The organism is Clostridium sp. HMP27 (assembly GCF_000765165.1).
Classification (GTDB): domain Bacteria; phylum Bacillota; class Clostridia; order Clostridiales; family Clostridiaceae; genus Clostridium_AK.
On record NZ_JMFY01000014.1, the window covers coordinates 1 to 24,889 of the forward strand.

Consider the following 24,889-nt stretch of genomic DNA (forward strand, 5'->3'; position numbering starts at 1 on the left):
TTATCTAATCTCCTTTTATTTATATATACATCATATTTTTTACATAATAGGTAAGAATATATTTATACTATCTTTGGAGTGATATGAAGTGTATAGAAAAAAAGATTTCTTGTTTATGAATGTAAGCAATGTAAAAGGAAAATCCATGGGATTTGTTAAAGATTTAGCTGTAGATTTTAACATAGGAGGAGTAATTGGCTTTTTAGTATCTTCTTATTCTCTATTTCAGTCATCGCTCTATGTATTTAAAGAAGATATAATTTCCTTTGATAAGCACATGATTGCAGGCTCTTATCATAAAGGAAAATGTTTAAACTTTGAGGATATAAAGGGAATGAATGTAATAGATATTAAGGGAAATATGATAGGCATGGTAGAAGATATAATATTTAATGAAGATACATTTGTTATACAAGGAGTAATAGTTTCTACAGGCTATGCTACCAATTTTCTTTATGGCAAGAAGATATTATTATTAAAAGATTTGCTACTTGGTGATAGCCACATACTGTATCATAGAAAAAGCTATAATATTAACTTTATTAACTTACCAAGCAAGCTGTTTAGGGAAGAGGATGGTTATGCTAGAAGTAATAAAAAAATATAAAAAGGGATTCATAGTAGTTTTTGTATTTATTTTGGCCTTTATATTGCTTTTAAAAGTAAAATTTATAAGAGATATGTTTAATCTTATATTTGTATCCTTTATATTATTTTATGTTTTTAAGCCATTTAGAGATATGCTTATGAATAAAGGCCTTGGAAGAAGAGTTTCATCACTAATAATAATGTTTATAGTAGTTACCGTTTTTGTATCAATATTTATCTTTATAATTCCATCCATTATTAAAGAAAGCTTAAATTTATACGATTCATTAAAAAATTTAGGAAGTTACACAAATAGAATTTATGAAAATATTAAGATAAATAGAGGAATTGCATATAGTATTACTCAAAATATATATATAAGAGGAAGTAAGGCCTTTGAATTATTTCTAAATAGTTGGCTAAATAAGGCACTTACCCTTGGAGAAAATTTACTATCTATTGCTATTATACCAATAATAGCCTATTATTTTTTATCAGATAGTTTAAAGCTTAAAAATAGGTTTCTTGCTCTTTTTCCTATTCAAAGTAGAAATATTATAGATAAGATATTAGAGGATACTGATAGAATATTAAGCAGATATGTAATAACTCAGTTTTTATTATGTTTTATAATTGGGGTATGTACTTTTATAGTGTTAATAACTTTTAAAGTTCAGTTTTCACTGACTCTATCGCTTTTAAATGCTTTTTTTAATATAATACCTTACTTTGGACCAATATTTGGTGCAATACCTGCAATAGTTATGGCGCTACTTAAATCACCTCAAGCAGCTCTTTGGGTAGCCTTTTGGCTTTATCTTATTCAACAAGTGGAAGGAGATTTTATATCTCCAAAGTTTATAGGTGATAATATTAGTATGCATCCTTTAGCTGTAATACTAATTCTCGTTATAGGAGGTAAGGTAGGAGGCTTTTTTGGAATGGTGCTAGCAGTTCCTGTAGGTGTAGTAGCTAAAGTTATATATGAGGATTTAAATTATTATATGTTCTAGTATAATGGTTGTTAAAAATAGAGTATCCTAAAGGGAACTCTATTTTTTACATAAATATTAAAAAAAACATTGAATAATTATATATACTTAACTATAATTATAAAGGATTAATTCGATTTACCAATTTACAATAAAAAAATGCGACTGTGTAAATATTCATAAGTGAATATTTAAATATAACTTAAGGGGGACTTTTTATGAAAAAAATTATTAAAATTCTTATTCCTTTATTTTTCATTGTAACTGTATTTGCAGGCTGCGGTAAAAAGCAGGAAAATTTAAGTACCATGGAAAAAGTTAAGCAGACAAAAAAACTAGTGGTGGGAATCGAAGAAGGCTACCCCCCTATGGAGTTTAGAGATGAAAATAAAAATCTAGTAGGATTTGATGTGGACTTTGCTAATGAAGTAGGAAAAAGATTAGGTGTAACTACTGAATTTTTTGTAGTTGATTTCAGTGGACTTATAATGGCTCTTAATGCTAAGAAATTCGATGTTGCAATAGCAAGTATAAGCATAACAGATAAGAGAAAAGAATCCATAGATTTTTCAGAACCTTACATAATGGGTGGACAAATATTAGCAGTTAAAAAGGGAAATACAAGTATTAAAGGTGTAAATGATTTACAAGGAAAGGTGCTTGGCTGTCAGCTTGGAACAACAGGAGAAAATGTAGCATCAACTATTAAAGGAATAAAAGAATTAAAGAAGTATGATAAGATAACTGAGGCCTTTTATGAGCTATCTAGTGGAAGAGTAGATGCTGTAGTTATGGATGCTCAAGTTGGTGGATATTACACTACTAAAAAGCCAGGAGAATATGAAGTGTTAAAAGGAATAATAAGCGAAGAGCCTATGGGAATTGGCTATAGAAAAGAAGATAAAGAATTAAGAGAAGCGATAGATAAGATAGTAGAAGACATGAAAAAGGATGGTACATTATCAAAGCTTTCAATGAAATGGTTTGGGTTTGACAGCTATAAATAAAAAAAGTGCCACCCACATGGCAAGTGGCAAGTTTAAATATAAAGTAAAAAACCCTAGAAACAAATGGATTTGTTTCTAGGGTTTTTAATTAAAATAGGAAATGTGCAAATAAAGTTATGATTGGAAGAGTTACTAAGGTTCTTTCTATGAAAATTATAAATAACTCTTTAAAGTTAACAGGTATCTTAGAACCTATCAAAAGTCCACCAACTTCAGACATATATATAAGCTGAGTTACAGATACAGCAGCTATTACAAAACGAGTAAGTTCACTTTTAATACTGCCTGCAGCTATAACAGAAGGAAGAAACATATCCGCAAAGCCAACTACTAGGGTAGAAGCAGCAGCAGAAGCCTCTGGAAGCCTTAATAGCTTAAGTAGTGGAATGAAAGGCATTCCAAGTATCTGAAATACAGGGGTATATTCAGCAACTATTAAAGCTAGTGTGCCTAGAGCCATAACTATTGGAGTAACTCCAAGCCACATATCAAAAACATTTTTTAGCCCATCTATAAAAAATTTCTTTATATCATTATTTTGCTCGGCTCTTTCTACAGCCTGAGAAAGTCCCCAACTAAAGGATGAATATCCATCAGGAATAATTTCACTTGCGGCTTTCTTATTATTATTGTAATAAGAATCAGGTTTTCTAGAAAGAGGAGGGATTCTAGGAACAACGAATGCAGCTATTAAACCAGAGAATGTTACTATAAGGTAAAATGGAACGAACATATGTCCTAGTCCAACTTGAGCAATAACTACTAAAGAAAAGGTTATAGATACTGCTGAAAAAGAAGTACCTATTATAGCTGCTTCTCTAGAGGAATAATATCCGTCCTCATACTGTTTGCTTGTTAAAAGAACGCCTATAGTTCCGTCTCCCAGCCAAGAAGCTATACAATCTACTGATGAACGTCCGGGTAAATTAAAAACAGGTCTCATAATTTTAGTTAGTAGGGAACCGAAAAACTCAAGTAATCCAAAATCTAATATTAAAGGTAATAGTAAACCTGCAAATAAAAATACTGCAAATAAAATAGGAAGAAGATCATATAATAAAAGTGCTCCGGTGTTATCAGAATATATAGCCTCGCTTCCTATTTTGAAGAAAGTAGCTAATACAATAACCATACCAATAACTCTTGTTGCAAACCAAACGGGAGTTACATCAAAGAGATTCTTTAAATATCCGTTGTTTATTATAAATTTTGGTTTAAATATTTTTGTTATCATAGTAATAAAAGATGAAACTGTTATTAAGATAGTCATTATTAATGGTAAAAATCCATCTAATAAGGTTTGTACATTTTTAGAAAAAAATGCAACGGGTATTGTAACTTCTCCACCTAGTGTAATAGGTGTCATAAATAATAACATACCTATTAACGATGGTATCAAAAATTTCAGGAAATTTCTAAGAGAATATCTATTCGCTCCTCTATCTTTAGTTATTTCTGTCATAGTTGCCTCCTTAATTTAAGTTTATTTAATAAGTTATATTTCATTTTAAATTTACACAGCGATATTTATACTAATATAAAACATATGATTTTACAATAGTTTTAGCGTAAATTTTTATGATAAAAGCCTGTGAATTTATGCCACATAGTGACTAAAATATTGACATTTAATATTTTTTAATTTATAATTTTTATCAAAATGAATATTTTGGCTATGAAAAAAATGAGTAGATACTATTTTACTATTAAGAGAGGAAGTGGATGGTGAAAACTTCTTAGTATAAGTATTGAAGCTGTTTTGGAGCCTTTATTATATTGAGAGATATAAGTTATGTGACTTATATAATTAGGGTGGTACCACGGAAGCTTTCGTCCCTTGTAGGAGACTAGAGCTTTTTTTATTTACCTTTATTTTAGTATACTATTTAAAACATTCAAAGAAAGGAATGAAGTTTATATGAATAAAATGGGATTAAACGAAATAAGAGAAGCATATTTAAGCTTCTTTGAGGGAAAGGAACATTTAAGATTACCAAGCTTTCCATTAGTACCTCAAAATGATAAGAGCTTACTTTTAATTAATGCAGGTATGGCACCATTAAAGCCTTACTTTACAGGAGTTCAAGTTCCACCTAAAAATAGAGTTACAACTTGTCAAAAGTGTATAAGAACAGGAGATATTGAAAACGTAGGCAAGACAGCAAGACATGGTACATTCTTCGAAATGCTTGGAAACTTTTCTTTTGGAGATTATTTTAAGGGAGAAGTTATTCCATGGGCATGGGAGTTTATAACAAAAGCTTTAAATATTCCAAAGGATAAGTTATATGTAACTATATATTTAGAAGACGATGAAGCTTTTGATATATGGACTAAAACTACTGATGTAGATCCTACTAGAATATTTAGGCTAGGAAAAGATGATAACTTCTGGGAAATAGGTCAAGGACCTTGTGGACCTTGTTCTGAAATACACTTTGATAGAGGAGAAGGAAAGTTAAATACTGTAGAAGAGTTTTTACAGGCGGCGGAAGAAGATAGAGTAATAGAGTTTTGGAACCTAGTATTTACTCAATTTGATAAAGATGAAGATGGAAATTATAATAGACTTGCTAGTCCTAATATAGACACGGGTATGGGACTTGAAAGAATGGCTACTATAATGCAGGGAGTTAACAGCATATTTGAAGTAGATACAATAAGGGCTATTTTAGATAAGGTTAGTGAAGCTGCAGGTATAGCTTATGGAAAAGATAGAGTACAGGATATATCTTTAAGATTAATTACTGACCACATAAGAAGTGTTACATTTATGATATCAGATGGAATTTTACCATCTAATGAAGGCAGAGGATATGTTTTAAGAAGACTTTTAAGAAGAGCTGCAAGACATGGAAGACTTCTTGGAATTAAAGAAACATTCCTTTATAAAATATGTGATGTAGTAATAGAAAATTCTTATAAGGCTTATCCAGAATTAAAGGATAAAGAAGAATACATAAAGAAAGTTATTAAGCTTGAAGAAGAAAGATTTTCTGAAACTATAGACTCAGGTATAGATATATTAAATGAATATATAGATGAGTTAATTAAAAATGGAGAAAAGGTTCTTTCTGGTGATAAAGCTTTCAAACTATATGACACTTATGGATTCCCTCTAGAACTTACGGCAGAAATATTAGAAGAAAAAGAAATAGCTATAGATATAGATGGATTTAATAAGGAAATGAAGGAACAAAGAGAAAGAGCAAGGGCTGCTAGAGGAGAAAGTAACTACATGGGAGCAGAAGATACTATATTAAATAAGCTTCCAAAGGAATTGAATACTGAGTTTACTGGCTACAGCTCATTAAAGGAAGAATCAGAAGTTTTACTTCTTATAAAAGATGAAGAAATGGTAAGCTCTCTTAAAGAAGGAGATGAAGGAGTACTTGTTGTAAATAAAACTTCTTTTTATCCTGAAATGGGAGGTCAAGTTGGGGACATAGGTATCATTAAAGGCGAAGGATTTACAGGAGAGGTTTTAAATTGCAAAAAAAATGTGGGTGGAAAGATATTACACTTTATAAAAATTACAAAAGGGGAAATACTAAAAGAAGGTAGAGTTACCTTAATAGTAAATGAGCCAAGAAGAAATAACATAAGAAGAAATCATACTGCTACACATATTTTACATGCTTCTTTAAGAAAAATATTAGGAGAACATATACAGCAAGCTGGTTCCTATGTGGATAGTGAAAGATTAAGATTTGACTTTAATCATTTTCAAGGGTTAACTGAAGAAGAAATTAAAGAAGTAGAAACTTTAGTAAATGAAAATATAATGAAAGTTAGTGGAGTTGTCACAGAAGTTAAGTCTATAGAAGATGCTAAGAAAAGTGGTGCCACAGCATTATTTGATGATAAGTATGCAGAAGATGTAAGAGTTGTAAATGTAGGTGACTTCAGCAAGGAACTTTGTGGAGGAACTCACGTAACTAATTCTGGAGAAATAGGATTGTTTAAAATTATATCTGAAAGTGGTGTAGCTGCAGGTATAAGAAGAATTGAAGCTTTCACTGGATTAAATGCTATAAAGTATGTTGAAGAAAAAGAAAAAACATTAAAAGAAGCAGCAGCATTACTTAAAACTTCTGAAAGAGAAATCTTAAGCAAGATAAGTTCTCAGTTAAATGAAATGAAAACCAAAGACAAAGAAATAGCAGAGCTAAAGTCAAAGCTTGCTAGCGGATCAGAGGATGAAATACTAAATAGTATAAAAGAAGTAAATGGAATAAAGGTAGTTACAGGTGCGTTAAGTGGAGTAGATGCCAATGCATTAAGGGACTTAGCTGACAAATTACGTAACAAGATTGAATCAGGTGTAGTAGTTCTTGGAAGTAATGCAGATGAAAAAGTGCAGTTTGTAGCTATGGCAACTAAAGATGTAATAGCTAAAGGAATACACTGCGGAAAGATAATAAAAGAAGTAGCATCAGTTGCTGGCGGTGGCGGCGGTGGAAGACCAGACATGGCTCAAGCTGGTGGTAAATTACCGGAAAAACTAGAAGAAGCTATAGGGGTAGTAGAAACTATAGTGGCAAATTTAGCAAAATAGTATACATTTTAAGTATTATGTTTTATAATAAATATACGAGTATATAAAATATAAACTTTTTACTTAAGTGGGGTGAAGGAAAATGGGGAATGATAACACCATTCAATTTGATGTGATCAAGGACAAAGAAGATTTAACTAAGGAAATTTTGACACAGGTGTATGGTGCCCTTAAAGAAAAAGGTTATAACCCTGTAAATCAAATGGTAGGATATTTAATATCAGGTGACCCTACCTATATAACTAACTATAATGGTGCAAGGGCTCTAGTTAGAAAACTTGAAAGGGATGAAATCTTAGAAGAAGTTTTAAAAACCTATTTAGGTATAAAATAAAAATGCCCTTAGGGCATTTTTATTTTTAAAAAGAAGCAAATCAAAAGGAGAAATTTATGAGAATACTTGGACTAGATGTAGGAGATAGAACTATAGGGGTGGCCTTAAGTGATCCATTAGGATTTACCGCACAAGGAATTACAACTATACGTAGAAAAACTGAGCAAATAGATATTGAGGAATTGAAAAAGATTTGTGAAGAATATGGAGTAGAAAAGATAGTATCAGGACTCCCAAAAAACATGAATGGAACGCTAGGACCACAAAGTGAAAAGGTAGTAGCCTTTTGTGATAAATTAAAAGAAATTTTAAATTTAGAAATAATAATGTGGGATGAAAGATTAACTACTGTAGCAGCTCATAGAGTTATGTTAGAAGCAGATTTATCAAGAAGTAAAAGAAAAAAATTAGTAGATAAAATTGCTGCAACTTACATACTACAGGGATATTTAGATAGTATTTCAAAATAAAATAAAATAAAAATAAATTGAAAGAGGTGTATATTATGGAAAACGATATAACAAATATTGTTCTTACAGATGAAAATGGCGAAGAAATAGAATTTGAGGTTATTACAAAATTAGATATTGAAGATAAAGAATATGTAATTGTAGTGCCAAAGGATGAAGATACAGATGAAGCTGTAGCGCTTAGAATAGATAAAGATGAAGATGGAAACGATCTACTTGTTACAGTAGATGATGAAGATGAATTTGCTATTGTGGTAGAAGCTTATGAAACATTATTTGATGATGAAGATTTGAATTAATATTTAGGGAAGAGCTGAATTAATACTTAAGGGAAAGCTATGTTCCAATACATAGCTTTTAAAATTATAATAAAGTATAGAAAATTAAGGCAAATACTAAAATATATGGGTTAATAAAGTGAGGTAATTTCATGGCAAAGGTTCCTTATGAAGATGTGGAAAATTTAAAAAATGTTTTAAAAGAAAAAGGATATAAGCTTACTCCACAGAGAAGAGCTATTGTAGAAATTATAATAAAGAATGAGGGTAGTCACTTAACTACTGAAGAAATATATAATTTAGTTAAAGATGAATGTCCAGAAATAGGACTCGCAACTGTATATAGGACAGTTATGCTTTTAGAGGAAATGGGTTTACTTTCAAAATTGGATTTAAATGATGGATGCAGCAGATATGAATTGATACACGAAGATGAAAATCATCAACATCATCATTTAATATGTAGAAATTGTGGTAAGGTCATAGAAGTACAAGGGGACCTTTTAGAAGAATTGGAAGAGAATATAGAAAAAAAATATAATTTTAAGATAGAGGATCATAGTGTGAAATTTTATGGATTATGTAATGAATGTTCAAGAAAATAACAAACCAACAGACAATCACAAACCAGTAGACAATAATAAACCAGTAGACAATAATAAAATACAAAGGAGGGATAAAATGCGCAGAGAAAAAGAAAAAATAAAGATAATACCGCTGGGTGGAATAAATGAAATTGGAAAGAACTTAACTGCTATAGAATATAAAAATGATATAATGGTTATAGATTGCGGTCTTAAGTTTCCAGATGAAGAAATGCTCGGAATAGATGTAGTTATACCTGATGTATCATATTTAATTAAAAACAAAGAGAGAGTTAGAGGAATATTTTTAACTCATGGCCATGAAGATCACATAGGCGCTCTTCCGTATGTATTAAGAGAGCTAAATGTACCTGTATATGGAACAAAACTTACACTTGGAATAGTGGAAACGAAGCTTAAAGAACATAACCTATTAGGGTCTGTAGAACTTAAAAGAATTAGTGCTAAAGATATAGTAAGACTTACTAATATATCTGTAGAGTTTATAAGAACAAGTCATAGTATCGCAGACTCAGTAGCGATTGCAGTACATACTCCTATTGGTGTTGTTCTTCATACAGGAGATTTTAAAATAGATTTTACTCCAATTGATGGATGTGTAGCGGATTTAAATAGATTTGCAGAGCTTGGAAGAAAAGGCGTGCTGCTTATGCTTGCTGACAGTACAAATGTAGAGAGACCAGGATATACAATGTCTGAAAGCACAGTAGGGGAGGCCTTTGAAAGTATATTTGCTACAGCAAAGGGTAGAATAATAGTTGCTACTTTTGCTTCAAATATTCATAGAGTTCAGCAAATAATGAATGCAGCAGATAAATATGGCAGAAAAGTTGCTGTTTCCGGAAGAAGTATGGAAAATATAGTTGAAGTTGCTAAGGAGCTAGGATACATTAATCCTCCTAAGGATATACTTATAGATATAGATTCTATAAATAAATATCCAAGTAACAAGATAGTAATAATAACCACAGGTAGCCAAGGAGAGCCAATGGCTGCTTTATCAAGGATGGCTGCATCAGACCATAGAAAAGTAAATATAGTGCCAGGAGATATGGTTATAATATCTGCTTCACCTATTCCAGGAAATGAAAAACTCATATCAAGAGTTATTAATCAGCTATTTAAAAAAGGGGCAGAGGTAATATATGAGGCTTTAGCGGATATTCATGTATCCGGTCACGCTTGCCAAGAAGAACTCAAGCTAATGCATACTCTAGTAAAACCAAGATATTTCATGCCTGTTCATGGCGAATATAGACATTTAAAACAGCATTCAGAGCTAGCTCAAAAATTAGGGTTACCAGCGAGTAGTGTAGTTATTCCAGAAAATGGCGATGTAATAGAAGTAAGTAGGGATGGCATAAGAAAAAATGGAATGGTAACGTCAGGGCAAGTATTCGTAGATGGCCTGGGAGTAGGAGATGTAGGTAATATTGTACTTAGAGATAGAAAACACTTATCTCAAGATGGAATACTTACAGTTGTAGTAACTATAGAAAAGGAATCTGGAAGTGTAATTGCAGGTCCAGATATCATTTCAAGAGGATTTGTATATGTACGAGAGTCAGAAGATTTAATGGAACAAGCAAGAAATGTGGTTAAAGAAGCATTAAGACAATGTGAAGAAAAACATATTAAAGAATGGGCTTCTATTAAGTCTAGTATAAAAGATTCTCTTAGAGGATTCCTATATGAAAGAACTAAAAGAAAGCCGATGATACTTCCTATAATTATGGAAATCTAAATTATTCAATTATTGAATGAAGAGTCAAATTAAAGTTTAAATGTCGAAATAGCAAAAATACTTTACATAAGTTGACTTTTTATTACTATACTATTAAAATAGATATGTTGGAGATGTTGGATACTTAAATGTATCCAATTTTTTTGAAAAAAAAATTTAAGAAGATATATTGGGGGAAAATATATGAAAATATTTACTAGAAATGATATAAGAAATATAGCAATAATTGCTCACGTTGACCATGGTAAGACTACTTTAGTAGATGCAATGCTTAAGCAGAGCCATGTTTTCAGAGAAAATGAAAAAGTTCAAGAAAGAGTAATGGATTCAAATGACCTTGAAAAAGAAAGAGGTATAACTATATTATCAAAGAATACTTCAATAAACTACAATGGTACTAAGATAAATATAGTTGATACTCCAGGACATGCGGATTTCGGTGGAGAAGTTGAGCGTGTACTTAAAATGGTAGATAGCGTTCTTTTAGTTGTTGACTCTTATGAAGGAGCTATGCCTCAAACAAAGTTTGTACTTAAAAAGGCCCTAGAACTAAATCTTCAGCCTTTAGTTGTTATCAACAAAATAGATAAACCTAATGGAAGACCTGAAGAAGTGTTAGATGAAATTTTTGACCTATTCGTAGAGCTAGGAGCAAATGATGATCAGTTAGATTTCCCTGTAGTTTATTGTTCTGCAAGACAAGGAATAGCTAAGAAGGAAATGGAAGATGAAAGTACAGATATGGAGCCTTTATTTGATGCTATAATAAAAAATGTTAAAGCACCAGAAGGTTATATAGATGAGCCTCTTCAAATGCTTGTAACTACAATAGATTCCAGTGAATATGTTGGAAGAATAGGTATTGGAAAAATAGAAAGAGGAACTATAAAGAAAAATCAAACAGTAGCACTTATAAGAAAAGATGGAAAAGTTGAAAATGTTAGAGTAAGCAGTCTTTATGTTTATAGTGGACTTAAGAGAGAAGAAACAGAGGAAGCTATGCTTGGAGATATAGTTGCTATTGCAGGTATTGCTGACATAAATATAGGGGAAACTGTTGCAGATGTAACTAGACCTGAAGCAATTCCATTCGTAGAAATAGATGAACCAACTCTTAGCATGTACTTTATGGTTAATGATTCTCCTTTTGCAGGTCAAGATGGAGAGTTTGTAACTTCTAGACATTTAAGAGATAGACTTATGAAGGAAATCGAAACTAATGTAAGTTTAAGAGTGGAAGAAACAGATACTGCAGAGTCATTTAAAGTAAGTGGAAGGGGAGAACTTCACTTATCTATACTTATAGAAACAATGAGAAGAGAAGGATATGAGTTCCAGGTTTCTAAGCCAACAGTAATATTTAAAGAAATGGATGGCAAAAAAGTGGAGCCTATAGAATACTTAACTATTGACGTGCCTGAAGAATTTATGGGTGTTGTTATGGAAAAGCTAGGACCTAGAAAAGCAGAAATGGTAAATATGACATCTGCTGTAAATGGATATACAAGACTTGAATTTAAAATACCAGCTAGAGGACTTATAGGATTTAGAAATGAATTTATGACAGATACAAAAGGTAACGGAATAATGAATCACGTTTTCGATAGCTTTGAGCCTTATAAGGGAGATATAGCTGAAAGATCAAGAGGATCACTTACAGTATTTGAAACAGGTACAGCAATAACTTATGGACTTTTCAATGCTCAAGAAAGAGGAACTTTATTTATAGGACCAGGAACAGATGTTTATGCTGGAATGATTGCAGGACAATGTTCTAGAGCTGAAGATATTGATGTAAATGTATGTAAGAAAAAACATCTATCAAACACTAGATCTTCAGGATCTGATGATGCTTTAAAACTAACTCCTATAGTACCTATGTCATTAGAGCAGTGTCTAGAATTTATAGCTTCTGATGAACTTGTTGAAGTTACTCCTAAAACTGTAAGAATGAGAAAGAAAATACTAAATTCTGAACAAAGAAAGAGAGCAGCAAGAAAAGGTTAAGTTACTCTGGAGGAATTATGAAAAAGAAGTTAACTTTTTTAATTATAACTTTATTAATTTTAATTAGTGCTTCAGCATATTTTATAATTTACTATAACAATACTGTTAGCCATCCTTTTACTCAAAAGGATGGTAATATAGAAGTAACCGTAGAAAAGGGAGATAGCTTATATAAAATATTATCTAAATTATATAATGATAAGGAAATAAAAAATCAGTATATAATAAAACATTATATAAAAAGAGCTAACCTTCCTGTATCTATAAAGCAAGGCAGTTATGAATTTAACTCGGATGTTTCATTAACGGATTTTATGCGGGCCTTAAATAAGGGGACTCACAATAAAAGCCTTGTAAAATTAACCATTCCAGAAGGATTTAATATTGATCTTATAGCAAATATTATTCAGGAAAAGGGACTTTTAACTAAAGAGGAATTTATAGCTGCAGTGAAAAAGCATCCCTTGCCTGAGTTTATAAATAGTAATTCTAAGAAAAAATATGCTTTAGAAGGATATCTTTATCCTGATACCTATGAATTTTTAAAGGGAAGTAAAGCAGAAGATATAATAGAAACTATGATTAAAAGATTTGAAGAAGTATTTAATGATATAAGTAAAGACAGTAAACTCACAAAAGACGATATAGATAAAATAATAACTGTAGCATCTATGGTAGAAAAGGAAGCTGGAGTAAACGAAAAAGGTAAAGTTGCTTCTGTTTTTTACAATAGAATAGAAAAGCAAATGAAGATGCAGTCTTGTGCTACAGTACTTTATGCTTTAGGTAAACATAAAGATAAACTTTATTATAAAGACTTAGAAGTTAAATCTCCTTATAACACTTATATCAATGATGGATTGCCACCAGGACCGATAGCAAGTCCTAGCAAGGAATCAATAAAAGCTGCTTTAAATCCAGATAAAACAGATTATTTGTTTTTTGTATCATATAATGATGGTACACACTTTTTTACAAAAGATTATCAAGAGTTTTTAAAAGTCAAAGAAAAGACCCAGGGCTTTTAGGTAGGAGGTTATAATGAGCACAATTGCCTATGATTATATGGAGGAATTTATAAGAAGTCTCATAAAGGGAAATAATGAAAAGCTTGATGCTTTAGAAAAATATGCTAGAGATAATTCAGTGCCTATTATACACAAGGAAGTAGGAAGATTTTTAGAGCTTATGATAGATATAAAAAAACCTCTAAGAATACTAGAATTAGGAACAGCTATAGGATATTCAGCTATACTTATGGCAAGTGTTTCTAAGGGTGACTTCCATATAGATACTATTGAAAGAGATGCTGAAATGATAAAACAGGCTAAAGAAAATATAGAAAACTTTGGTTTTAAAGAAAATATAGATATTTTAGAAGGAGACTGCTTAGAAATCCTAGAAAAATTAGATGAAAAATATGATTTAATTTTTATGGATGCAGGTAAGGGCCATTATAACCATTTTTTACCTCATTGTTTAAGGCTTTTAAATAAAGATGGTATTATAGTAGCAGATAATGTGTTATTTAGAGGAATGGTAGCCTCTGACGAACTCGTAAAGAGAAGGAAAATTACAATAGTAAAACGTATGAGGGAATTTTTGAATATGGTTTCTGAAGATGATTTTATAACATCAGTTATTCCTATGGGAGATGGGGTAGCAGTTATAAAAAGGAGGTTTGAAAATGAATAAACCAGAAATACTTGCACCAGCAGGAAGTTTGGAAAAGTTAAAAACCGCCATAACATTTGGTGCAGATGCAGTATATTTAGGTGGAAGTAAGCTTAATTTAAGAGCTTTTGCAAATAATTTTAGTGATGATGAGTTAAAAGAAGGAATAGAGTTTGCACATACAAGAGGGAAAAGGGTGTATGTTACTGTAAATGTAATTCCACATAATGAAGATTTAGATGGATTAGAAGAATATTTAGTTAATTTATACAATACAGGTGTAGATGCTATAATTGTTTCAGACCCAGGTATTATAATGACGGCAAGGGAAGTAGCACCTAATTTAGAAATACATTTAAGCACTCAGGCAAACAATGTAAACTATAAATCGGCTACTTTTTGGTATAAACAAGGAGTAAAAAGAATAGTACTAGCAAGGGAACTATCCCTTGAAGAAATAAAAGGAGTTAGAGAAAACATACCAGAGGATTGTGATTTAGAAGCCTTTATACATGGCTCTATGTGCATGTCTTATTCAGGAAGATGTCTAATATCTAACTACATGACTGGTAGAGATTCTAATAGAGGTGAGTGCGCTCAGCCTTGCAGATATAAGTATTTTTTAGTGGAAGAAAAAAGACCAAATCAATATTTCCCAATAGTTGAAGATGACAAAGGTACTTATTTATTAAATTCAAAGGATTTATGTATGATAAAACACATACCAGAGCTAGTGCAATCTGGCATAAATTCCTTTAAAATTGAAGGAAGAATGAAGAGCTCTTATTATGTAGCTTCTGTAGTGAAATCATATAGAGAAGCTTTAGATAGTTACATGGAAGATCCTGAAAAGTACAAGTTCAAGGAAGAATGGATGGATAATCTCTTAAAGACAAGTCATAGAGATTATTATACAGGCTTCTACTTTGGTGATAAGGATAGTCAGATATACGAAAATTCATCCTATATAAGGGATTATGATATAGTGGGAATAGTAAGGGATTACGATAAAAATAGTGAAACTGCAACTATAGAACAAAGAAATAAGATATTTGAAGGGGACACTGTAGAGATTTTAAGACCTACAGGAGCAAATTTTAAAATAAAGCTTGAAGACTTGACTAATAAAGATGGAGAAAAGATAGATTCTACCCCAGTAGCACAGATGATTTATAAAGCAAAGGTTAATGAAGTTCTAGAAAAAGATTATATGCTTATTAAGCAAAAGTAATAGTTAAATTATATTATATCTAAGGGGAGAAAATAATATGAAGCGTCCAGTTTTAATAGGTATTACAGGTGGTACTGGTTCAGGTAAAAGCACTATTGCAAGAGAAATATGTAAGAGGTTTCCTGATAATTGCATGGTTATGATAGAGCAGGATTCATATTATAAAGATCAAAGTAATCTTTCTTTTGAAGAAAGAATAAAAACTAATTATGATCATCCAGATGCTTTTGATACTTCTTTATTAGTAAAGCATTTAAAATCTATTATGCAAGGAGAGAATATAGAAAAACCTATATATGATTTTGAAGCGCATAATAGAAAAAAAGAAACTGTTAAAGTTGAACCAAGAGATATAGTAATAGTAGAAGGCATACTTGTATTGCAAGAACCAACTGTAAGGGAACTTTTAGATATTAAGATATATGTTGACACTGATGCAGATGTAAGAATTATAAGAAGACTTCTAAGAGATATCAAAGAAAGAGGAAGAACACTTGATTCTGTTATAAATCAATACTTAAATGTAGTAAGACCGATGCATATGCAGTTTATTGAACCAAGTAAAAGATATGCTGATATAATAATACCAGAAGGTGGACAGAATAAAGTGGCCATAGATGTAATTGCAGGGAATATAAGGCAACTTCTTTTAAATAACGAGAACTAGTTCTAAGCTTGTTAAATAAAAGGTATATAAAGCTCTAAATAATAGCAGCTTTGTATACCTTTTTTGTGTTTAGTATAAAAGAGGCTGTGTTGGATATAATAGGAGTTAAAATTAATCTTTATTATAACTTGCAGGAGGTGGTAATATGAAAAAAAGATGTATTATAATAGGTCTTTTATTTTTTATGATCTTTTTTTTATTGGATATAAGAATATTTCATATACAATATAGTAATGGAGAAAAATATAGTGTAATGGCAGATTCTCAATATCAATTTAAGGAAAAAAGAGAGGAATTAAATTATAGGTTAGTAGATGACAGCGGAAAAGATTTATTAGCTTATAATTCTAAGTATAGTGTAGTTGTATTGCCATCTGTTTTTTCTAAAAACAATTTAGATACTAACTATGAGGAGTTTCTAAAATTTATATACATATTAAAAAATTATGATGAAAGTTATGATTTGAGTAATGGAAATTACAATAATAACAGTCAGAAGCTTTATTTTAACATTGATAAAAACACTTATGATAAATTGAAAAATATAAAAGGTGTAAAGGGATTTTATTTATATAAATATGATGAAGTAGAAAGAAAAGACGTGTGGAAAATAGAAAATGTATTAACTAACATAAGAAATACCCAAGATAGTTCATTAAAAGAAAAAAATAGTCTAGAAATGATCATAAATGAAAAGTTTAAAGATTCCACAAATAATTCTTACATATATAATTCAGATCTAGATGGAAATATAACGGAAGAAAAAAGTGACAATGTGGATTCGTTAAATAAAACAATTTCAACATTGAATAGTGATTTTCAAGATGATATAAGAAAGCTTCTTGAAGAAAAATATAGTGATTATGAACAAGTAGGAGTAGTAATTTCTGAACCATCAACGGGAAAAATAAGAACCTTAGTACAGAAGGATGAGACTTTACCTAATGTGCTTATAGGTGCAGAAACTTTAAATGGATTTTTCCCAGGATCAATTTTTAAAACGCTAGTATATGAAGGGGCAATAATAAGGTATCCAGATATTCAAAATAAAATCTTTACTTGTACAGGAGTTCATGAAAAAAAGACAGATAAGCGTCATGGTAAGTTAAATATAAATCAAGCCTTTGAGGTTTCCTGCAATGATACCTTTTCACAGATAGGAGTAAACGTAGGTTTCGATAAACTAAACCAGTTATGCAATGACCAGCATTTGTTGGAAAAGGTATTAGGGCTTAGTAAGGAACAAAAGGGGAATATTGAAGTTAAGAATCCTAAGGCAGAAGATGGAACTTTAGGAATTATGTCAATAGGACAAAATTTAAGAATTACACCTCTAGAAGCATTAAATTTAATAAATACTATAGTAAATAAAGGGAAGTATGTACCGCCAGTTATATTGAATGAATTTGTAAAGGATAACGAAACTATTTCATATACACCTAGCTTAAAACCCAAGCAAGTACTTACTGAGAATCAAGCAAGTATTATAGAAAATTCTTTGAAAAATGTAGTTCTAAATGGAACAGCAAAGGCTGCAAGTATAGAAGGAGTAGAAGTAGGCGGAAAAACTGGTACTACAGAAAGATATGAAGTCATAAAAAATGACAAAGGAGAAAACATCACCAAGAAGTTTTCAGATGGTTGGTTTATTGGATTTTTAAAAAAAGAAAATATATCTTATACAGTAGTTATATTTGTAAAGAATATAAATAAGGATACACAAGGTGGTGGAACTACAGCAGCGCCAATATTTAGGGATATAGCAGAGTATCTAATAAATAAAAATCAATAAAGGATATTAAAATGATAAAAAATCGGATTTAATCCGATTTTTTATTAATGTATTAGCATAAAAAATGTTTCTTTAATTTTAATAGACTATATATTTCTTGTTAACTAATAGGTGGCCAAGCACATTTTTGTATAAACACACATATTATATTAATAAGCATTGTTTGGAGGAAGCACTATGTTTATACTTGATTGTCTCCTTAATTTATTGGGAAATGGATTGTTTTTATCAGCTTATGTAACAGGTTCTAATTCTTTCCCTAAGCCACTAGATGAAAAAGAAGAGGAATATTATTTGAACAAATTAAAAGATGGAGATGTACTAGCAAAAGGAGTATTAGTGGAAAGAAACTTAAGGCTCGTAGCACATATAGTAAAAAAATATGCATATCCAGGTAAAGATATGGATGATTTAATTTCTATTGGTACAGTGGGATTAATTAAGGCCATTGATTCATTTGATACAAGAAAAGGAACAAGACTTGCCACCTATGCTGCTAAATGTATAGAAAATGAGATATTAATGCTTATAAGAAATAACAAAAAATCTAAAGGGGAAGTATATTTACAGGATCCCATTGGAGTAGACAAGGAGGGCAATGAAATTTCATTAATGGATATACTTAGCAGTGAGGAAGATTCTATAATAGAAATAGTAGAAAATAAGATTCAGGTAAAGAAGCTATATGGTAAAATAGGTTCAGTGCTACAGGAAAGAGAAAGAGCAGTTATAGAAATGAGATATGGACTAATAGATGGAAAACCTAAAACACAAAGAGAAATTGCAGTAATGCTAAAGATTTCACGCTCCTATGTGTCACGTATTGAAAAAAGAGCTTTGAAAAAGTTATATAAGGAAATGAATGGTGGTAAATGATAAAGTGGTATTTTGGTAAGTTATTGATTTTATGGTAAATATATTTTGAATATTATTTAGAGATGTAATAAAATATCATTAAAAACAAAATGTTTAATATAAAAACAAAGAAATTGTTAAATTTTATTAAAAAATCTACGAATAATAATATGATAGGATTTTTGTAGCTATGCTCTATGTAGGGAGTGATAAGAAGATTTCTACTAAAGCTAAAAAAGTAATTGACATAAGTAAAAACAGTATTAATCGCATTATGATTTAAAGTGTTCTCTTAAGATTTTATATTTTTTAGAATCTAATACTCTAGGAGTAAATAAATAAATTCTAAACTTATGTTAAGGTTAAGTATTATAAGGAAATTTCAATTTGGAAAGGTACATAGGAAGAAGGGAGAAATAAATTGATATTATTAAATGATTTATTACAAATTACTATCAAAGAAGGAGCATCTGACTTACATTTAACAGTAGGTATAGTTCCAATAGTAAGAGTAAATGGTGAACTTGTACCTATAGGCAGGGAAAAATTAACACCAGAAGATGTGCAAAATTATGCTAAAGAGATACTACAAGACAGTTATGAAGAGTATGAAAAAATAGGTGAAGCTGATACATCTTATTCTATATCAGGAATTGGCAGATTTAGAGTGAATGTATTTAAACAAAGAGGTAGTGATGCAATAGCTTTAAGAGCGGTAGGTCTTAAGGTTCCTTTATTAAGCGAATTGGGCTTTCCATCAGTTGTAAAAGAACTTACAGAGAAGCAAAGGGGACTTGTGATTGTAACTGGACCTACAGGGTCTGGTAAAAGTACTACACTGGCGGCAATGATAAATGAGATAAATTTAAATAGGGCATCTCATATTATAACCCTAGAAGATCCTATAGAATACCTTCATAAGCATAATAAGTCTATAATAAATCAAAGGGAAATTGGTAAAGATAGTAGGAGTTATGCAGCAGCATTAAAATCTGTTTTAAGAGAGGATCCAGATGTTATATTAGTAGGAGAAATGAGAGATCTAGAAACAATATCTGTAGCACTTACCGCTGCAGAAACAGGGCACTTAGTATTTTCAACATTACATACTATAGGAGCAAGTAAAACTATTGATAGAATAGTAGATGTTTTTCCTCCTTATCAACAACAACAAATAAGGATTCAATTGGCAGCGGTGCTGAATGGAGTAATATCTCAACAACTTGTGCCGCGTTTGGATCAAAATGGAAGAACTGCAGCTTTAGAGGTTATGATATCTACGCCTGCGATACAAAATATGATAAGAGAAGGAAAAACATATCAAATTGAATCCTCGATTCAAACTGGTTCAAAATATGGGATGAAAACTATGGATATGAATTTAGCAGAGCTTTATAAAAAGCAAGCAATAAGTTATGAAGATGCTGTATTATATTCTATTGATAGAGAAATGTTTCAAAAGTTAACGATGTTATAAAATTAAGGAGGGATTGTAGTAATCCCTCCTCTAGTTAAAATATCATATAATCATACATTTTTAAATTTACTTCACGTGAAGTAAGTGATTTTGAAGTCTTTATCTCTTTTTTTGATTCATTTTTTTTATTATTTGATACCAATAAAGTTTCTTCTTTTTTTATTAAAGTTTCCATACCTAAATCCTCCTTAAGAATATTAATTTAAAAAAGGATTTTAGGTTTACCAGAAGGATTCATCTTTTTTATGAAGCCTTCTCAAGTCTACAAAATAAATCAGTTCGTAGCGCCTCATAAGGCTCTACCCCCTTTTTTAGATATATAATAATATTATATACTTTATTTATAATATTATAACATTTTTATTAATATATATCAAAGGTTATAAAAGAGTTTAAAATGGATAATATTTAATTATAAAGGAATACTTAAGATTATATGGGATTAAAATAATAATTTTATTGTTTATCTAACTATTCCATAGTTTTTCTTATAAATATAAAATAATTAAAAAATATTATAACATCTCTATAGTAATTACGGTGTATTTATGCTAAAATATCTGTGAATTAGGGGGGATTTTTAAGTGGAGTTAATAGGAAATATAATATATTTTACTTCCAGAGTATTTACATTAGTGGTCTTTACAATTTCTATGTATTATCTTTGCATATCTTTTTTTGGGATTTGGAGAAAGAGGGATAATACAAAAGTAAATCCACAAAAAAGTTTTGCCTTAATTGTAGCAGCCCATAATGAGGAGATAGTTATAGGTAATATTGTGGATAGTTTACACAAGCTGGATTATCCTAGAGAATTGTATGATATATTTGTTATAGCTGATAATTGTACAGATCAGACTGCTGCAAAGGCAAGCTCAAAAGGAGCTATAGTTTATGAAAGATTTAATAAAGAAAAAAGAGGAAAAGGTTACGCTCTAGAATGGATGTTCAATAATATATTTAAAATGGATAAAAAATACGATGCTGTCGCAATATTTGATGCTGATAATCTCGTACATAAGGACTTTTTGAATGAAATTAACAAGAAAATGTGTCAAGGATTTAGAGTGGTACAGGGATATTTAGACAGTAAAAATCCTACCGATACATGGATAACAGGGAGTTATTCTATTTCATTTTGGACATCAAATAGAATGTTTCAGCTTTCAAGAAGCAATTTGGGACTTTCAAATCAATTGGGCGGAACAGGCTTTTGTATTGAAACTGACATATTAAGAGAACTTGGATGGGGAGCTACTTGTCTTACAGAAGACCTAGAGTTTACTTGCAAGTTAGTTCTTAATGGGCATAAAGTAGGATGGGCTCATGATGCTAAAATTTATGATGAAAAGCCATTAACTTTAGTTCAATCTTGGTTTCAAAGAAGAAGATGGATGCAGGGGTTTGCAGATGTGGCTGACAGATATTTCTTTAAGCTTTTAAAGAAAGCTATAAAAGAGTTCAATTTTATTGCATTAGATTGTGCACTTTACAGTATACAGCCAATCGTAATAATATTGCTTGGAATATCTATGGCAATAGCAGGATTTAACCAAGGAGTTAAGGTATTCAATATAATTTCTAATTTACAGAATATGAATGGAATTGCTAATTTGAATTTTAATATGGTAACTATAATTGGACTTCTTATTGCCATATTACAATTTATATATACTCCTTTTATATTAATATTAGATAAAAAATTAAATTTTAAAATATTCTTGTATTATTTGATATATCCTATATACTCTATTACTTGGCTACCTATATCAATCCAAGGAATAATTCGTAAGAATGACAAGGAATGGAGTCATACATTACATACTAGAAGTGTAGATATTAAAGAACTAGAAAAAGCTAATTAACTAAGTGTATAACAAAATATAAAAAAAGAAAGATTTAATAAATCTTTCTTTTTTTAGTAGTTGTACTAATAAATGCAAATAATTTTCATTAAAATTATATTTTATAAAAAAAATTATTATATATAAGAGGAAAAAACTCTTTTTTGTTGAATATATAAATTTGTAATGGTTCTCTTAAGGAGGGAAAAGCTTAATGAAGGAATATGTAGTAGGAGTGGATATCGGATCTTCCAAAGTATGCGCTATAGCAGGTAAGCTAGACAAGTATGGAAAAATGCAAGTAATGGGCGTTACTTCTACTAAGTGTAGTGGTATAAAAAGAGGCATTGTAGTTGATATAGATAGTACAGCTGAATGTATTAAAGACTGCATAGAACAAATGGAGAGAATGATAGACTTTGATATAAGTGATATATTTATATCAATACCAGGGGAGATATGTGAACTTATAGTAAATAGAGGAGTTGTAGCAGTATCTTCGGAAGATAGAGAAATTAAAAAAAATGATGTGGACAGAGTACTAAAAGCCGCTAAAATTATTACGATTTCATCCGATAAAGAAATTATAGGAGTAATACCACAACAATTTATGGTGGATGGATATGATAATATTACAGATCCAATTGGCATGAGTGGCTTAAGATTGGAAGTTGATGCTCAACTTATATTATCTCAATCTACAGTGATAAATAATTTGTTCAAAAGTATCAAAAAAGCAGGGCTGAATTTAAGTGGAATGGTATTTCAACCATTAGGAACAGCAAATGTAGTTTTAAAAGATGAGGAAATGAAAATAGGTACACTTCTTTTAGATATAGGAGCAGAAAATACCAATATATCTGTTTTTAAGAATGGAAAGCTTTGTTATAGTGATAACTTAGCTTTAGGAGGAAATATAATAACTAACGATATTTCTCTTTGTTTAAGGATTCCTTTCTCTGAAGCAGAAAAGTTGAAAGTAAACTATGGAAGTGGAAAGTCCAATTTTATTGACGAAGATTTTAAAATAAAAATAAACACAAATTATGACAATATTGTAGAAATAGATTATAATGTACTTACAGAGATAATAACTGCACGAGTGGAGGAAATACTCCTACTAATAAAGAAAAAGCTTATGATAAGTGAGGAAATGGACAATGTCTCTGGAGTAGTAGTAGTAGGAGGAGGTATAGCTTTATTAAAAGGTTGCAGCGATTTGTGTAAAGAAATATTAGACAAGCCTGTCAGAATAGGTATTCCAGATTATACTGGAGTAGGTAGTCCTATATGTGCAGCTGCAGTAGGTGTAGTTAAAGATGTTGTTGATTCAGGGAAAGTAAACCTTTGTAAAGAAGAAGCTTTAGATGAAATGAGAAATCATAAGTCTAAGAAATATGAAAAAAAATCAATTGTTTGGGATGATGAAAAAGATGAAGAAGATACAGAAGAAAGCAGTAATGGAGTTTTTTCAAAAATAAGAAACTTTTTTGCAGATTTTTTCTAATATAAAGGGAGGTATTATTGTGCTAGATTTCGATGTTGATGTAAAACAGTTTGCTCAGATAAAAGTTATAGGTTGCGGTGGCGGCGGTAATAATGCTGTTAATAGAATGATAAAAGAAGGATTAAAGAATGTTGAGTTCATTGCGATAAATACAGATAAACAAGCGTTGATATTATCTCATGCTTCTCAAAAGATACAAATAGGGGATAAGCTCACTAAAGGTTTGGGAGCAGGTGCAAATCCTGAGATTGGCCAAAAGGCTGCAGAAGAAAGTAAGGAAGAAATATCTCAAGCAATTAAAGGCGCAGATATGGTATTTATAACTGCTGGTATGGGAGGCGGTACAGGTACAGGTTCAGCCCCTGTAATTGCACAAATAGCTAAATCAATGGGAATACTTACAGTAGGTGTTGTAACAAAACCTTTCCCATTTGAAGGCAGAAAAAGAATGCTTCATGCTGAAATGGGAGTTAAAAACTTAAAGGAAAGCGTAGATACATTAGTAACTATACCTAATGAAAAACTTCTTAATATAGTAGATAAAAAAACAACGCTTGTAGACGCTTTTAAATTAGCAGATGATGTATTAAAACAAGGTGTACAGGGTGTATCTGACTTGATCACTATACCAGGACTTGTTAATTTGGACTTTGCGGATGTAAGAACTATTATGATAGATAAGGGACTCGCTCATATGGGTGTAGGTACAGGAACAGGGGATAATAGGGCTCAGCAGGCAGCGAAAGAAGCTATTTCAAGCCCATTACTTGAAACTTCCATTGTTGGCGCTACTGGAGTTTTATTAAATATAACTGGTGGATCAGATTTAGGATTACTTGAAATAAATGAAGCGGCTGAAATTGTTCAGGAAGCTGCAGATCCAGATGCTAATATAATATTTGGTGCAGTAATAGATGAAAGTTTAAAAGAAGAAATAAGAATAACAGTAATTGCAACAGGATTTGAAACTGAAAGAATAAGGAAGAATAGTGATAGTTTTAGTATAAGTACACCAAGTTCTTCTGTAAACATAAAAAATGATACTAAAACAGAGGTAGCAGCAACTGTAGATAGAATAGATAGAATTGATAGTTATAATGAAAATGACTTAGAAATTCCTACATTTTTAAGAAGACAAAGAAAATAATTTTAATAATATTAAAAAATCCGACTTAGAAATAAAAAGTCGGATTTTTTATTTTTTGTAGAAAATTATAATAAATAAAAAAAGGAATCGATATCATAATATGACAAAATTT

General features: G+C 30.6%; 22 protein-coding genes and 1 other annotated feature. Of the genes, 20 read left to right on the forward strand and 2 right to left on the reverse strand.

The window, feature by feature from the left end:
- The first annotated feature begins 88 nt into the window (after positions 1–88).
- The 3 genes from DP68_RS05960 to DP68_RS05970 all read left to right on the forward strand — a co-directional run bounded on the left by DP68_RS05960 (position 89) and on the right by DP68_RS05970 (position 2,587).
- Complete coding sequence (locus DP68_RS05960) at positions 89–607, forward strand: PRC-barrel domain-containing protein (protein WP_035307451.1); 519 nt, start codon at positions 89–91, stop codon at positions 605–607.
- Positions 582–1,601, forward strand: a complete 1,020-nt coding sequence (locus DP68_RS05965; protein ID WP_052085669.1) for an AI-2E family transporter — start codon at positions 582–584, stop codon at positions 1,599–1,601. The genes DP68_RS05960 and DP68_RS05965 overlap by 26 nt, the downstream gene beginning before the upstream one ends.
- 197 nt (positions 1,602–1,798) lie before the next feature.
- Positions 1,799–2,587, forward strand: coding sequence for an ABC transporter substrate-binding protein (locus DP68_RS05970; RefSeq protein ID WP_035307452.1), 789 nt, complete (start codon positions 1,799–1,801; stop codon positions 2,585–2,587).
- A gap of 88 nt (positions 2,588–2,675) precedes the next feature.
- Here DP68_RS05970 and DP68_RS05975 read toward each other — a convergent pair whose 3' ends face one another.
- Entirely contained in the window at positions 2,676–4,049 is a 1,374-nt protein-coding gene (locus DP68_RS05975) for a YjiH family protein (RefSeq protein WP_035307454.1), read from the reverse strand.
- Positions 4,050–4,253: 204 nt separating this feature from the next.
- Positions 4,254–4,428, forward strand: a binding site (T-box leader).
- Positions 4,429–4,505: 77 nt separating this feature from the next.
- Here DP68_RS05975 and alaS point away from each other — a divergent pair.
- From alaS to DP68_RS06045, 14 genes are all read left to right on the forward strand, one after another.
- Positions 4,506–7,145 (forward strand): alanine--tRNA ligase, encoded by a 2,640-nt coding sequence (gene alaS / locus DP68_RS05980; protein WP_035307456.1) that lies wholly within the window; start codon positions 4,506–4,508, stop codon positions 7,143–7,145.
- A gap of 82 nt (positions 7,146–7,227) precedes the next feature.
- Complete coding sequence (locus DP68_RS05985) at positions 7,228–7,479, forward strand: IreB family regulatory phosphoprotein (protein WP_035307458.1); 252 nt, start codon at positions 7,228–7,230, stop codon at positions 7,477–7,479.
- A gap of 56 nt (positions 7,480–7,535) precedes the next feature.
- A complete protein-coding gene (gene ruvX, locus DP68_RS05990) occupies positions 7,536–7,949 on the forward strand; it encodes a Holliday junction resolvase RuvX (protein ID WP_035307460.1) in 414 nt (137 codons plus the stop codon).
- 35 nt (positions 7,950–7,984) lie between these two features.
- Positions 7,985–8,248 carry a DUF1292 domain-containing protein gene (locus tag DP68_RS05995; RefSeq protein WP_035307462.1) on the forward strand — a complete coding sequence of 88 codons (264 nt, stop codon included), beginning with the start codon at positions 7,985–7,987 and terminating at the stop codon, positions 8,246–8,248.
- Between the two features lie 131 nt (positions 8,249–8,379).
- Positions 8,380–8,832 (forward strand): Fur family transcriptional regulator, encoded by a 453-nt coding sequence (locus DP68_RS06000; protein ID WP_035307464.1) that lies wholly within the window; start codon positions 8,380–8,382, stop codon positions 8,830–8,832.
- Between the two features lie 76 nt (positions 8,833–8,908).
- Positions 8,909–10,576, forward strand: coding sequence for a ribonuclease J (locus tag DP68_RS06005; protein ID WP_035307900.1), 1,668 nt, complete (start codon positions 8,909–8,911; stop codon positions 10,574–10,576).
- A 183-nt stretch (positions 10,577–10,759) separates the two neighbouring features.
- Entirely contained in the window at positions 10,760–12,583 is a 1,824-nt protein-coding gene (gene typA, locus DP68_RS06010; protein ID WP_035307466.1) for a translational GTPase TypA, read from the forward strand.
- 17 nt (positions 12,584–12,600) lie between these two features.
- Positions 12,601–13,611, forward strand: coding sequence for an endolytic transglycosylase MltG (gene mltG / locus DP68_RS06015; protein ID WP_035307468.1), 1,011 nt, complete (start codon positions 12,601–12,603; stop codon positions 13,609–13,611).
- Between the two features lie 13 nt (positions 13,612–13,624).
- Positions 13,625–14,278, forward strand: a complete 654-nt coding sequence (locus DP68_RS06020) for an O-methyltransferase (RefSeq protein WP_035307470.1) — start codon at positions 13,625–13,627, stop codon at positions 14,276–14,278.
- Complete coding sequence (locus tag DP68_RS06025) at positions 14,271–15,488, forward strand: U32 family peptidase (protein ID WP_035307472.1); 1,218 nt, start codon at positions 14,271–14,273, stop codon at positions 15,486–15,488. Before DP68_RS06020 ends, DP68_RS06025 begins: the two co-directional genes overlap by 8 nt.
- A 37-nt stretch (positions 15,489–15,525) precedes the next feature.
- Positions 15,526–16,155, forward strand: a complete 630-nt coding sequence (udk, locus tag DP68_RS06030) for a uridine kinase (RefSeq protein WP_035307474.1) — start codon at positions 15,526–15,528, stop codon at positions 16,153–16,155.
- A gap of 145 nt (positions 16,156–16,300) precedes the next feature.
- Positions 16,301–17,947 carry a penicillin-binding transpeptidase domain-containing protein gene (locus DP68_RS06035; RefSeq protein ID WP_035307476.1) on the forward strand — a complete coding sequence of 549 codons (1,647 nt, stop codon included), beginning with the start codon at positions 16,301–16,303 and terminating at the stop codon, positions 17,945–17,947.
- A gap of 177 nt (positions 17,948–18,124) precedes the next feature.
- The gene (gene sigK / locus DP68_RS06040; protein WP_035307478.1) at positions 18,125–18,823 is read left to right on the forward strand and encodes an RNA polymerase sporulation sigma factor SigK; all 699 of its coding nucleotides are present in this window, start codon (positions 18,125–18,127) and stop codon (positions 18,821–18,823) included.
- Positions 18,824–19,223: 400 nt separating this feature from the next.
- Positions 19,224–20,279 (forward strand): type IV pilus twitching motility protein PilT, encoded by a 1,056-nt coding sequence (locus DP68_RS06045; protein ID WP_035307480.1) that lies wholly within the window; start codon positions 19,224–19,226, stop codon positions 20,277–20,279.
- Between the two features lie 34 nt (positions 20,280–20,313).
- On the opposite strand, the gene DP68_RS19440 is transcribed toward DP68_RS06045, so the two are convergent.
- Positions 20,314–20,454 (reverse strand): hypothetical protein, encoded by a 141-nt coding sequence (locus DP68_RS19440; protein WP_186430234.1) that lies wholly within the window; start codon positions 20,452–20,454, stop codon positions 20,314–20,316.
- Between the two features lie 409 nt (positions 20,455–20,863).
- Here DP68_RS19440 and DP68_RS06050 point away from each other — a divergent pair, with 409 nt between their 5' ends.
- The 3 genes from DP68_RS06050 to ftsZ all read left to right on the forward strand — a co-directional run bounded on the left by DP68_RS06050 (position 20,864) and on the right by ftsZ (position 24,777).
- Positions 20,864–22,144 (forward strand): glycosyltransferase family 2 protein, encoded by a 1,281-nt coding sequence (locus DP68_RS06050; protein WP_035307482.1) that lies wholly within the window; start codon positions 20,864–20,866, stop codon positions 22,142–22,144.
- Between the two features lie 193 nt (positions 22,145–22,337).
- Positions 22,338–23,630 (forward strand): cell division protein FtsA, encoded by a 1,293-nt coding sequence (gene ftsA, locus DP68_RS06055; protein ID WP_035307484.1) that lies wholly within the window; start codon positions 22,338–22,340, stop codon positions 23,628–23,630.
- Positions 23,631–23,649: 19 nt separating this feature from the next.
- Positions 23,650–24,777, forward strand: a complete 1,128-nt coding sequence (gene ftsZ, locus DP68_RS06060) for a cell division protein FtsZ (protein ID WP_035307485.1) — start codon at positions 23,650–23,652, stop codon at positions 24,775–24,777.
- Positions 24,778–24,889: the final 112 nt, after the last annotated feature.

What these genes read in the sequence shown, in the direction of transcription:
- udk (WP_035307474.1), top strand. Translation starts at nt 15,526, where the DNA reads ATGAAGCGTCCAGTTTTAATAGGTATTACAGGTGGTACTGGTTCAGGT.
- DP68_RS06020 (WP_035307470.1), top strand. Translation starts at nt 13,625, where the DNA reads ATGAGCACAATTGCCTATGATTATATGGAGGAATTTATAAGAAGTCTC.
- DP68_RS06000 (WP_035307464.1), top strand. Translation starts at nt 8,380, where the DNA reads ATGGCAAAGGTTCCTTATGAAGATGTGGAAAATTTAAAAAATGTTTTA.
- ftsA (WP_035307484.1), top strand. Translation starts at nt 22,338, where the DNA reads ATGAAGGAATATGTAGTAGGAGTGGATATCGGATCTTCCAAAGTATGC.
- DP68_RS05995 (WP_035307462.1), top strand. Translation starts at nt 7,985, where the DNA reads ATGGAAAACGATATAACAAATATTGTTCTTACAGATGAAAATGGCGAA.
- DP68_RS19440 (WP_186430234.1), bottom strand. Translation starts at nt 20,454, where the DNA reads ATGGAAACTTTAATAAAAAAAGAAGAAACTTTATTGGTATCAAATAAT.
- ruvX (WP_035307460.1), top strand. Translation starts at nt 7,536, where the DNA reads ATGAGAATACTTGGACTAGATGTAGGAGATAGAACTATAGGGGTGGCC.
- DP68_RS06005 (WP_035307900.1), top strand. Translation starts at nt 8,909, where the DNA reads ATGCGCAGAGAAAAAGAAAAAATAAAGATAATACCGCTGGGTGGAATA.
- sigK (WP_035307478.1), top strand. Translation starts at nt 18,125, where the DNA reads ATGTTTATACTTGATTGTCTCCTTAATTTATTGGGAAATGGATTGTTT.
- DP68_RS05975 (WP_035307454.1), bottom strand. Translation starts at nt 4,049, where the DNA reads ATGACAGAAATAACTAAAGATAGAGGAGCGAATAGATATTCTCTTAGA.
- DP68_RS06025 (WP_035307472.1), top strand. Translation starts at nt 14,271, where the DNA reads ATGAATAAACCAGAAATACTTGCACCAGCAGGAAGTTTGGAAAAGTTA.
- DP68_RS05965 (WP_052085669.1), top strand. Translation starts at nt 582, where the DNA reads ATGCTAGAAGTAATAAAAAAATATAAAAAGGGATTCATAGTAGTTTTT.
- typA (WP_035307466.1), top strand. Translation starts at nt 10,760, where the DNA reads ATGAAAATATTTACTAGAAATGATATAAGAAATATAGCAATAATTGCT.
- DP68_RS05985 (WP_035307458.1), top strand. Translation starts at nt 7,228, where the DNA reads ATGGGGAATGATAACACCATTCAATTTGATGTGATCAAGGACAAAGAA.
- DP68_RS05970 (WP_035307452.1), top strand. Translation starts at nt 1,799, where the DNA reads ATGAAAAAAATTATTAAAATTCTTATTCCTTTATTTTTCATTGTAACT.
- mltG (WP_035307468.1), top strand. Translation starts at nt 12,601, where the DNA reads ATGAAAAAGAAGTTAACTTTTTTAATTATAACTTTATTAATTTTAATT.
- alaS (WP_035307456.1), top strand. Translation starts at nt 4,506, where the DNA reads ATGAATAAAATGGGATTAAACGAAATAAGAGAAGCATATTTAAGCTTC.
- DP68_RS06035 (WP_035307476.1), top strand. Translation starts at nt 16,301, where the DNA reads ATGAAAAAAAGATGTATTATAATAGGTCTTTTATTTTTTATGATCTTT.